The following is a 9,304-nucleotide window of genomic DNA, read 5'->3' as shown; positions in this document are numbered from 1 at the left end:
TGGTAGGGCGGAGCAAAACCAGGCCACGACCGACGCTCACGATCCTGAGACCGGCGAGATCCTGCCGACTTGAGCCATAGGATCGGCAAGAACGATGAAGGGGCCCGATCGGGCCCCTTCATCGTTCAAGCTGCCGGCGAGCACTGGCCTGGTTTTACTCCGCCGCAGCGGCCTGGAATTGGTCCGCCCTTTACACTATCGCAGAGCCTCGGCCAGATCATCATGTTCCGGCTGATGCAGGGCTTCTTCGGAGGCGGCCTGCAGCCGAGCCAACAGGCGATCATCCTCGACACCTTCCCGCCCGCCAAGCGCGGCGCCGCCTTCGGGGTCACGGCAGTGGCGACCGTCGTCGCACCCGTGCTCGGGCCGACGCTGGGCGGCTACCTCGTCGAGCACTCGACCTGGCGCTGGATCTTCTTCATCAACGTGCCGATCGGGATCTTCACCCTGTTCGTCAACGCCTACCTGGTTCAGGATCCGCCCGGCGAGAAGAAGAAGCGCGCTCGCGGCCTCGACTACGTCGGCCTGGCCCTGATCGTCGTCGGCATCGGCTGCATGCAGGTCATGATCGACCGCGGCGAGGTCAACGCCTGGTTCAGCTCGCCCTTCATCCGCGTCATGGCCGTCATCGCTTTCCTGAGCATCTTCGGCGCGATTTGCTGGCTTTTGACCGCCAACGAGCCGGTCGTCGACCTGGGCGTATTCAAGGACCGAAACTTCGCCGTCGGCTGCCTGCTCATCGGCGCCGTCGGGGCACTGCTCTACGCGGGGTCCGTGCTGGTCCCGCAATTCGCCCAGCAGGTGCTGGGTTACACCGCCCTCGATTCCGGTTTCATCCTGTCACCGGGTGGCGTCGCGGTCATCGTGCTGATCCCCATCGTCGGCATCGCGATGAAGTTCGTCCAGACCCGCTACATCATCATGTTCGGGTTCGCCTTCATGGGCTGCGCGATGTTCTATTCGAGCCGGATCGCGCCCGACATCGACTTCCGGACCTTGGTCTGGATGCGCACGCTGCAGACCGCGGCGCTCGCCTTCCTGTTCGTGCCGATCTCCACCGTCGCCTACCTGACCCTGCCCGACCGCTACCGAAGCGACGGATCGGCCCTGTTCTCGATGTTCCGCAACGTGTTCGGCTCAATCGGGATCTCGCTTTCCACCGCCGCGGTGACGGAGCGGACGCAGTCCGACCAGGCCCAACTCTCGGCATTCATGACGCCGCTGCGCCAGGGCTACAACCTGCTGATCCAGGAGAGCGAGCACACGCTGCGCTCTCTCGGGCGGGCGGCCTCGATGGTGCATCAACAGGCCGTGGCGCACACCTACCAGACCTACATCAAGCAGGCCCAGGTGTTGGCCTACAGCAACGTGTACCAATACACCGCACTCCTGGCGTTCCTCGTCGTCCCGCTGTGCTTCCTGATTTCGGCCAAGACCGCGCAAGGCGGCGGCGGGGGACATTGAGATGACGCTTCGCCGTTACCCTGAACGACGCACCCATGCGGCGCTCCTCGCGTCCGTGCTCGGCCTCGCCGGCTGCACGGTAGGCCCGGACTTCGCAACCCCGACGACCCCGCTCGCGGAGTCGAGCGACTACCTCGACACCGGACTTACCGTCCGTCGGGCGGGACGGCTTCTGGCGCGCACGACCGAGGCCGAGCCGGACGTGGCGTGGTGGCAGGCATTCCGGGACCCGGTCCTGTCCCAGCTTGAGGACCGCGTGGCCGCGCAGAACCTCGACGTGCAGACCGCGACCGCGCGCCTGTTCGAGAGCCGGGCCCAGCTTGGTGCGGCCGCCGCCGCCGGGCTGCCGACGCTCAACGGCCAGGGCAGCGCCTATCGGCAGCAGTTCAGTAAGAACGGAACAATCGGCCTTCTTTCGAACTCGCTCGGAAGTCTTGGCGGCGGCACCGGCGGTGGCAACCCGACGGCGCCGCTGACCAACGGCTTCGAGAGCTACACCCTCGGTTTCGACGCGTCGTGGGAGCTTGACCTGTGGGGCAAGGTCCGACGCTCGGTGGAGTCCGCTCAAGCACAGGCGGACGCATCGGCCGAGCAGCGCCGCGATGCGCTGGTCTCCAGCCAGGCCGAACTGGCGCGCGACTACGTGCAGTTGCGCGGGACCCAGGAATTGATCCGAATCGACCTCGCCAACATTCAAGTCAACGAGCAGATCCTCGACGTCGTCCGGGTACGTCAGCAGAAGGGCCTCGTCACCGGCCTCGACACGGCCAACGCAGCCCAGCAGGTCGAGGCAATCAAGGCGCAGTTGCCGCAACTGCAGCAGCAGGAGATCCAGCAGATCAACGCGATCTCGCTGCTGCTCGGCGAGCCCCCGCTCGCCCTGTCGCAGGAATTGGTTACCGGCCGGTCGATCCCGCCGGTGCCGCCACGCGTCCCCATCGGCGTACCGTCCAGCCTGGTTCTGCGACGCCCCGACATCCGCCGCGCGGAAGCCAACCTGCATGCCGCCGTGGCCGAGATCGGTGTCGCCGAGGCGCAGTTCTTCCCGAGCGTGACGCTAACCGGCAGCCCGACCGTGAACGCGGTCGACCCGGGCAAGCTTTTCCGGGGCTCATCCCTGCAATACATGAACATCGGGCCGTCGATCTCGATCCCGTTGTTCGAGGGCGGCCGGCTCAAGTCGAACCTGGTTCTTCAGCGCGCCCGCCAGCAGGAAGCGGCCATCGCCTACCAGAAGGCCGTGCTCCAGGGCTGGCACGACGTCGTCAATGCGCTGGCTTCCCTGCGCGGTGACGAGGCACGCCGGGGCCGCTTGGCCAGGCAGGTCGCCGATGCGCGGCAGGTGCTGGCCCTTTCCCGGGCACGCTACAATCAGGGCGTGGAGATCTTCACGACCGTCCTCCAGGCATCGCAGACCGTTCTGCAGGCCGAGACCAACCTGTCCCAGGCGACGGCCGCGATCTCAACCGATTTCGTCGCCCTGTCGAAGGCGCTCGGTGGCGGTTGGGAAACCACCTTCCCGGGTGGCCGGACGCCCCCCCTCTCGCTGGAGAAGGTGGGCATCCCGGTGTCGGACATCGTGCACGAGGCATCCGTGGGACGATGACCGGAACACCCCGGACCTGATGCAGGCGCTCCCCGTGCAGATCCACGACGCGCGGACCGACGACGAAACGACGGAGGATTCAATACAGCCGATGGGACGCCCCGTTCGCCGAACTGGCCTTCGCGATCTCCTGCTTCGGCCAAGGGCCGTCCCTCATCGAGCGCGCGGGCGAACGGTTCCGCCGTCGGTGGCGGAACGGCATTCTGACTTCGAGAAAGGTGAGACCATGGAGATCGAAGGCAAGCACGCGCTCGTGACCGGCGGGGCCGTCGGCATCGGACTTGAGATAACCCGTGCGTTGAGCGCGGCGGGGGCGAGCGTCCTCGTCGTAGGACGGGATCAAGCGAGAATGGAATCGGTCGCAAGGCTCACGCCCCGGGTCACGACCTTCGTAGCGGACCTTACGGTCGCAGGGGATCGCGAGCGGCTGATCGAGCACGTCTCGACCGGAGGAACGCCGCTCGACATCCTCGTCAACAACGCCGGGACGATGCAGTATTTCGCGCTGACCGCCCCTGACGCCCAGAACCGCATCGACCGTGAGCTCGCCCTCGACCTGCAGGCCCCCATCCACCTTGCCACCGCGCTGCTGCCGCGGTTGCTGGAGCGTCCCGAAGCCGCCATCGTCAACGTGACGACGGGCCTCGTCTACGCCCCGTTCGGGAATACGCCCGCCTACAGTGCGGCCAAGGCCGGACTGCACGCGTTCACGCGTTCGCTGCGCTGGCAGACTCGCCTGAGCCGTCTGAAGGTCCTCGAACTGCTGCCACCTACGGTCGCGACCGAGATGACCGCACGCTACGACGGCCCCAAGATCAAACCGGCCAAGGTTGCCGCTGATCTCGTGGAGGGCCTTCGGACCGGCCGGGACGTGGTGCGTCCTGGGCAGACCAAGGCACTCTACGTCATGGCGCGCCTTGCCCCCGGCTTTTTATTCAACATCATCAACAATGCTGCCGACAGGACACCCTTGGATTAGCGCGGACTCGAAGATGGCGCGAGGCAGCTCGCGTGGGGAACCGCAGGCGGACCGCTCCGGAACGTTCGCCCTGGTTCGCTCGGTCGTCGCGAAGGCGACCTGAATCCCCGGACGCCGATGTCTTTTCACCAACGACGGACCCGTTCCCTCGACGAAGGAAGCCCAACCCGTGAAGCGCATCCAATACCACAAGTACGGCGGCCCTGATTTGATGCGGCTGGAGGACTTCGAACTGGGCTCGCCCGGCAAGGGTGAAGTCGCGGTGAAGGTCCGGTTCGCGGCCATCAACCCCATCGACTGGAAGGTGCGTGGCGGTCGGATGAAGATCGTGACCGGGCGGAAATTTCCCCGCGCCATGGGCATGGATCTCTCAGGGACGGTCATGGCCGTCGGCCCCGGGGTGACGCGCCTCGCGGTCGGCGACCCGGTCTTCGGCATGGCCCGCTTCAAGCAGAGCGGCGCCCTCGGCGAGGCCGTCGTCACGAAAGAGGGTTTCCTGGCGAGGAAACCCGACGCCGTCTCCTTCGAGGATGCGGCCTGCCTCGGGACCCCCGGGATCACGGCCTGGAACGGCCTCGTCGATAAGGCTAAGCTGATGGCGGGTCAGCATGTCTTCGTCAACGGCTGCGCCGGAGCCGTGGGCGAGGCGGCCGTGCAGATCGCGCGGATGCTGGGCGCCGCCGTCTCGGGCAGTTGCGGAGCCGACGGGATGGAGCGGGCAAGGATACTCGGCGTCGCGAACGTCTTCGACTATCGCCGAACCGATCTGTCGAAGTTGGCGGAGCGGTTCGACGTCGTCTACGACACGGCCGCCACGATGCCCCTCGCGACGGGTTTCGGCATGCTGCGAAAGGGTGGCGTTTTCCTGGACCTCAACCCGACCCCGGGCAAGTTCATCCGCGCGATGTTCGACCCGAGGTTGAAGCCCATCATCGGAACGCCCCGACCCGATATCCTTGATGCCATCGCCCGCGCGGCCAAGGAAGGAAAGCTTCGTCTCCCCGTGGGTCGCATCGTGCCGCTGACCGGGGCAATCGAAATGATATCCGCGCTTGAGGCGGGTACCCGGATCGGCGGCAAGGGCGTCGTGAGCATGGATTAGGAAGCTTGCGCTCGGCTTCCGGCGATTATGACGCCCGTATCCTGCCGGGCTGCCTGGTTACGGGAGACCGACCGTCAGCCTCGGCGGCGCAAGGCCTCGACCTGAGACGGCGAGGGCCGGCGCCTGCCGGCGGCGGCCGGGATAGCAGGGATGGTATCCCGGAAAGGGTTGGCACCAATCCGCAGGTAGCCCTTCGGGCGACAGGGATCACGGGGCCACTGGCCTCGTGATGACGGCGACCGACCAGCGCTCCGCCCCCTCGCGCAGGTCGGTCGCCGCTCACCATGACAGGTGATCGGCCGCACGGAACGCTTCGGCTTGGCCGTGTGATGGCACCACCTTCGAGAAGGGCATCCTGGGAGACGTCGCGTCGATCCCGAGGTCAGCGTACGCCCGGCCCGGCCCAATCGGACATCCCGTCCGGACCCGTTTCCCCGAACGGGATCAGGCCGTCCGCCACCATGTCGACGACGCTTGCAACGTCACGGCGGGCACGCTCGCGCAGCGTGGCCAGATCGACGCCGTAGAGCGCGTGGATCTGAAGCGGTAGCAACGCCATTTCAACGATCCGGGTGGCGATGGGGATGGCCGCGGAAACCCGGTCCGGCGCATGGACGCCTCCGGCGATGGCCTCGGCGACGCATCCGACGCATCCCCCGAACCCGATTTCGTAGGAGACCCGGGCCATGTCGGGGAAGCGCTCCGTCTCGACGATGGTGATACGCATCAGCGCGATGACGTCCGGAACGAAGGTCTCGTCCGCGAGCATGACGCACGCCCGCAGGATCCTATCCCTGACGGTGCCGCCGTCGCCACCGTCCGAGATCCGCACGAGCGAGAGCGCTACCCTGCGCCGGACCACCTCCTTGAACAACGCTTCCTTGGTCGGGTAGCGGGCGTACAGGGTCGCCTTGCCGGCGTGGGCCAGCTCCGCGATCCCCTCGTACGTCGTTCGGTCGAAACCCTGATGTAGGAAGAGACGGGTCGCGATGTCGAGCACCCTCGCCTCGACCTCGCCCGTTTGGTCGGCGCGAGGCCGCCCCCGTCGGCGGACCGACACGGTGCCGGTCGGCTCTTCGATCCGCTCACTCACAATTATCTCCCTGGCCCCGGAACAAGCAGACACCCCAAACGCTTTATTAAATAAACGCTACCGTTCATTTAATGATCCGGAATATTCGACATGGCACAGAACGCATACGCCGACTGGTACGTCACGGGCCTGCAGGCAATCAAAACCGCCGATGAGCAGGGCAAGGAAGCCGCGCAGGCGGTTACCAAGGACTTTAGCGATCCTGAGCTTCGGAAAATCGCCGAGGAAGGCGCCGCCGTCTCCGAACGGCACTCCGAGACGATTTCCCGCCTCCTGAAGGACGCCGGCGGCGAGCCGGGCGGCATGCCCAACAAGATCATGGAAGGAATCAGGGCCGGTACCATCCAGACGATGGACGCCGCCAAGGACCCCGAGGTGAAGGACGCCAGCGGCGTCGCCGCGGCCCAGATCTCGATCCACTACTACATCGCCGCCTACGGAACCCTCGCGTCCACCGCCAAGCACCTCGGTCGCGAAGAGGACGCCGCGGAGCTCAAGCGCATGACCGACGAGATGATCGCCTACGACAAGCGCTACACCGAAGTCTCCGAGGCGCGGACCAACAAGCGCGCCAGCTAGCCGCTTCTTCGTCCCAAAGTTCGATGCGACGGCCGGCATATTCCCAACTCGGGTGTGCCGGCTCCGTCTCCCGACGATGTCGACACGTCCGCCGTCCGGCGGGCCTCGTTGCGAACCACCTGAGGGGGTGAGACGCATCAGGGTACCCTCAAGATGATCATCAAGTTCTCGACCTCGGTTTTTCTCCTGACCTGCCTTGCAGGTCCCGCGCTGGCCCAATCGGCGTCGCCGCCAAGCCCGATGCTTCACGGGAATTATTGCGGACCGGGCAACAACGCTCCGTTGGCGCCCGTCGATGCACTCGACGCCGCATGTGCCCGTCACGACGCCTGCACGCCGAACGGCGCTTTGGCGTCCAAGGCCTGCAACCTTCGCCTTCAGCAGGAAGCGGCACTGATCGCTCGGGACCCTCGCCAGCCCGAGGACGTCAAGACGATGGCCGGCTTCGTCTCGGCAGGTGCGGCCATGATGCCGTCCGACGACTCGGCGCAAACCGAAACGGTCGCGATGCCGTCCCTGGAGGATCAGGTTCGTCGGCCGAAAGCGATCCGTCGGATGGAACGCCATGTGGCGTTCCATCACTCGGCGACACGCGACTGAGGCGTCGGTCGGTCGACCGCCGACCCGGGGGACCGACCGCCGGGTTCGGTGCCCTTCATCCCGGCGGGCGGGTCCAGGAACATGACAACGACTCGGGCGACGCAACGCTCGATTTCCTAGGGCGTGGGCGCCGGAGTCTCGACCAGGAACGGGACGTCGCAAACGACGTGACCGGTGAGTGCGCCGAGGAAGATGTTGGCGGCGCGTTTAGGTCCGCTTTGAGGTTTCCCCGTCCAGAAGCGGATAGTCCTAGAACCACCCAACCCGGTCGCAGAACAGACGGGCGAGTCCCGACCTATAGCGGACCCAGACCATACAGCTAACTGCACGGGGAACTTATAATTAAACGACTCTCATCTTGTGATGCTTGAAGATACGCAGATTTTGAGCGGCGATCTTGGCTTGCAGCGCATCCGACATCAGGATCTTTGGCGAACTCAGCTTGTCCTCACGCCAAAGATGCGCACCGGCGATAACATCCTGTGCAAAAGCCAAGCCTGCATACCCGGCTTTGGTATCCCGGTCGGCGGCAGCGAACTGTGAGGTCGAAGACGTAAACCGAAAGCCCTCGCTCTGTTCCGACACAAACCCGTCGAGGAAGCGTCGGATGATCAGGCCGTTATAGGAACCGGGATATTCTTTTCCTTTAGGTGTAACGATCCGGAGTGGCCAGAATTGGTGGACGCCCGGCTCCAAAGCCTCAATAACGTCCCTCAACGTTGTATCGACTGCGAGAAGGCGGCCCGTTAGCTCGATGAGAGAGCCGAGCGACTTGCGCGGTTCCGTCAATTTGAACTCGGTCGGGCGTTCGTGTGCTTCGAGTTGACCAAAATCCTCTGTGAACTTGCGGGCCACGTCACCTCGGTAGCTGACGTCCCAGTTATCGCGGGCCGCCCGCTGCTCTGCGGACATCTCCACATCGAAGTATCGCTTGATCGCTTCTTCCCAACCGACGTAATCGCCGTTCGGGAAGAATTCGCCGAAGCTCGAAGGATCTACCAGTCCCCAAACCATTCCCGCTACCCTTTCGCACGCTCATCGCTCTGCTGGCGGCGTCTGCGTCGTTGCTCGGACAAATTGGCCATAAGGAACAATCATGACCAACTGCGCAGGGTCCGCTCCCCACCCAGCCTGGTCGTCCGTCTGCGTCTCACCAGCCTCGAAGCGGCCGTTTCGAGAGGCTGTAGGGGGTCGAACCCAGCCCTTCAGGCCGATGGTTCGTCTTTCGCATCAAGGGCGCGGTAGACGCTAGCCCGGGCGATGCCAAGGCGGCGGGCGATCTCGGCGGGCCCCACGCCTTCGGCCTTGAGGGCGCGAACCTTGGCCGTGTCGATCGAGGGCCGCCGCCCCTTATAGATGCCAGCGGCCTTGGCTTTGGCGATCCCCTCCATCTGGCGCTCGCGGCGCAGGTTGGTTTCGAATTCGGCGAACACGCCGAGCATGTCGAGGAAGGCCTTGCCGGCGGCGGTGCCGGTGTCGATCGGCTGCTCGGTCGCCTGCAGGATAGCACCGCGTGCCTTGAGCGTCCGGACGATGTCCTGGAGGTCGCCGATGGACCGGGCGAGGCGGTCGATGCGGGTGACCACGAGGGCATCACCGGCTCCAATGAAGTCCAGGACGATCGACAGCTCGGTTCGGCCGGTGGTCGAGGAGCCGGAGGCCTTCTCCGCACGGATGGGATCGCAGCCCGCGACCTTGAGGGCTGCGAGCTGGATAGCGAGGTCCTGATCGACGGTAGAGACGCGCGCGTAGCCGATGCGAGCCATGAAACGTCCCGGATGGTTCTAGACCATTCGGGGGTACCGTCTCAGAAGCCGTAAAGCAATCCAAATGGGACGGTGTTTCGCGTCTCACGGCTACGCCCCATTTGGGTATACCCAT

At 65.2% G+C, this 9,304-nt stretch carries 9 protein-coding genes; 6 read left to right on the top strand and 3 right to left on the bottom strand.

The window, feature by feature from the left end:
- Nucleotides 1–69 precede the first annotated feature (69 nt).
- The 4 genes from K2X24_RS21770 to K2X24_RS21755 all read left to right on the top strand — a co-directional run bounded on the left by K2X24_RS21770 (nucleotide 70) and on the right by K2X24_RS21755 (nucleotide 5,151).
- Nucleotides 70–1,464, top strand: coding sequence for a DHA2 family efflux MFS transporter permease subunit (locus K2X24_RS21770; protein ID WP_292501031.1), 1,395 nt, complete (start codon nucleotides 70–72; stop codon nucleotides 1,462–1,464).
- Nucleotide 1,465: 1 nt separating this feature from the next.
- Entirely contained in the window at nucleotides 1,466–3,070 is a 1,605-nt protein-coding gene (locus K2X24_RS21765) for an efflux transporter outer membrane subunit (RefSeq protein WP_292501030.1), read from the top strand.
- Between the two features lie 226 nt (nucleotides 3,071–3,296).
- Nucleotides 3,297–4,049 carry an SDR family NAD(P)-dependent oxidoreductase gene (locus K2X24_RS21760; protein WP_292501028.1) on the top strand — a complete coding sequence of 251 codons (753 nt, stop codon included), beginning with the start codon at nucleotides 3,297–3,299 and terminating at the stop codon, nucleotides 4,047–4,049.
- A 169-nt stretch (nucleotides 4,050–4,218) separates the two neighbouring features.
- Nucleotides 4,219–5,151: an NAD(P)-dependent alcohol dehydrogenase gene (locus K2X24_RS21755; RefSeq protein WP_292501027.1), complete on the top strand. Its 933-nt coding sequence runs from the start codon at nucleotides 4,219–4,221 to the stop codon at nucleotides 5,149–5,151.
- A gap of 382 nt (nucleotides 5,152–5,533) precedes the next feature.
- On the opposite strand, the gene K2X24_RS21750 is transcribed toward K2X24_RS21755, so the two are convergent.
- Nucleotides 5,534–6,151 (bottom strand): TetR/AcrR family transcriptional regulator, encoded by a 618-nt coding sequence (locus K2X24_RS21750; protein WP_292501024.1) that lies wholly within the window; start codon nucleotides 6,149–6,151, stop codon nucleotides 5,534–5,536.
- Between the two features lie 183 nt (nucleotides 6,152–6,334).
- Here K2X24_RS21750 and K2X24_RS21745 point away from each other — a divergent pair, with 183 nt between their 5' ends.
- Both K2X24_RS21745 and K2X24_RS21740 read left to right on the top strand, forming a co-directional pair.
- A complete protein-coding gene (locus K2X24_RS21745) occupies nucleotides 6,335–6,823 on the top strand; it encodes a DUF892 family protein (RefSeq protein ID WP_292501021.1) in 489 nt (162 codons plus the stop codon).
- Between the two features lie 153 nt (nucleotides 6,824–6,976).
- Nucleotides 6,977–7,423 carry a hypothetical protein gene (locus tag K2X24_RS21740; RefSeq protein ID WP_292501019.1) on the top strand — a complete coding sequence of 149 codons (447 nt, stop codon included), beginning with the start codon at nucleotides 6,977–6,979 and terminating at the stop codon, nucleotides 7,421–7,423.
- 342 nt (nucleotides 7,424–7,765) lie between these two features.
- Here K2X24_RS21740 and K2X24_RS21735 read toward each other — a convergent pair whose 3' ends face one another.
- Nucleotides 7,766–8,437, bottom strand: a complete 672-nt coding sequence (locus K2X24_RS21735; RefSeq protein WP_292501016.1) for a DUF1629 domain-containing protein — start codon at nucleotides 8,435–8,437, stop codon at nucleotides 7,766–7,768.
- Nucleotides 8,438–8,628: 191 nt separating this feature from the next.
- Nucleotides 8,629–9,189: a recombinase family protein gene (locus K2X24_RS21730; RefSeq protein ID WP_292501013.1), complete on the bottom strand. Its 561-nt coding sequence runs from the start codon at nucleotides 9,187–9,189 to the stop codon at nucleotides 8,629–8,631.
- Nucleotides 9,190–9,304: the final 115 nt, after the last annotated feature.

It is taken from the genome of Methylobacterium sp. (assembly GCF_019750675.1).
Lineage (GTDB): Bacteria > Pseudomonadota > Alphaproteobacteria > Rhizobiales > Beijerinckiaceae > Methylobacterium.
This window is presented reverse-complemented; position numbering and strand designations above follow the sequence as displayed.